This window comes from Streptomyces acidicola (assembly GCF_009377235.1).
Lineage (GTDB): Bacteria > Actinomycetota > Actinomycetes > Streptomycetales > Streptomycetaceae > Streptomyces > Streptomyces acidicola.
On sequence record NZ_VMNX01000517.1, the window covers coordinates 1 to 1,433 of the forward strand.

Here is a 1,433-nt window from a genome sequence, read left to right on the forward strand (position 1 = left end):
GGTTGAGTCCCGAGAAGTGGTGTACGGGTTTTGACCTGATCTGGGGGTTTGCTCCAGCGTCGGGATGAGGCCCGCATAGACGAACGGCCACCGGCTGATCTTTCAAGACGACCAAGTCTTTGAAGGAGATCAGCACGATGACCGCACCAGACAGTGTGCCCCTGCACGCTCTCGCGGAGGACAATCTCGCCGCGGCGAGTCCCGACCTGCTGCGCGCGATGGTCAAGACGTTCGCCGACGCGCTGATGTCGGCGGAGGCCGACGCCCTGTGCGGCGCCGAGTATGGGCAGGTCAGCGACGAGCGAGTCAACCATCGCAACGGCTACCGCCCGCGCGAGTGGGACACCCGGGCCGGGACGGTTGAACTCGCCGTCCCCAAGCTGCGGCAGGGCAGTTACTTTCCGCACTGGCTCCTCGAACGGCGCCGTCGGGCCGAGCAGGCCCTCATCTCGGTGGTGGCCACCGCCTACCTGCTCGGTGTTTCCACCCGCCGGGTCGAGAAGCTCGCCGAGTCCCTTGGGGTGACCCAGCTGTCCAAGTCCCAGGTCTCCGCGATGGCCCGGCACCTGGATGAGCAGGTCGCAGCCTTCCGTAACCGGCCTCTGGACGCCGGGCCGTATGCGTTCGTCTGGGTCGACGCGCTCACGCAGAAGGTCCGCGAAGGCGGCCGCATCATCAACGTCCACGCCCTGATCGCAGTCGGCGTCAACGCTGAAGGTCACCGCGAGATCCTCGGCCTGGACGTCGCCACAGCCGAGGACGGCGCCGGATGGCTCGCCTTCCTGCGCTCACTGATCGCCCGCGGCCTGGGCGGGGTCCAGCTGGTCGTCTCCGACGCCCACGCCGGCCTGGTCGACGCCATCGGTGCGGTGCTGCCCGGCGCGTCCTGGCAGCGCTGTCGCACCCACTACGCCCGCAACCTGCTGAGCCAGGTTCCGAAATCGGCCCAGCCCTGGGTGGCCACGCTGCTGCGGACTGTCTTCGAACAGCCCGACACCGACGCCGTGAAGGCCCAGATGACACACGTCCTGGACGCGCTGGAGGCCAAGTTTCCCAAAGCCGCAGCCCACTTGGACGCCGCCCAACACGACCTGCTGGCATTCACCGCCTTCCCCCGCGAGATCTGGCGGCAGATCTGGTCGAACAACCCGCAAGAGCGGCTGAACAAGGAGATCCGCCGCCGCACCGACGTGGTCGGCATCTTCCCCGACCGCACCGCCGTGATCCGGCTCGTCGGCGCGGTCCTGGCCGAGCAGAACGACGAGTGGACCGAGGCCCGCCGCTACATGGGCCGCGAACTGCTGGCCAAGGCCCGCCTCCACCCGATCGAGTCAGAAACCGACGACACCGTCCTGCCCACCGAACTCACCGCATAGCCTCAAAACGAGATCACCGAGTGGCCGTCGATACACCACTCCAGCGGACGTGACCGC

1 protein-coding gene is annotated in these 1,433 nt (G+C 67.7%); it reads left to right on the forward strand.

Annotated elements, in window-relative coordinates:
• Window positions 1–137: 137 nt before the first annotated feature.
• Window positions 138–1,376, forward strand: coding sequence for an IS256 family transposase (locus FPZ41_RS46505; RefSeq protein ID WP_152870924.1), 1,239 nt, complete (start codon window positions 138–140; stop codon window positions 1,374–1,376).
• Window positions 1,377–1,433 lie beyond the last annotated feature (57 nt).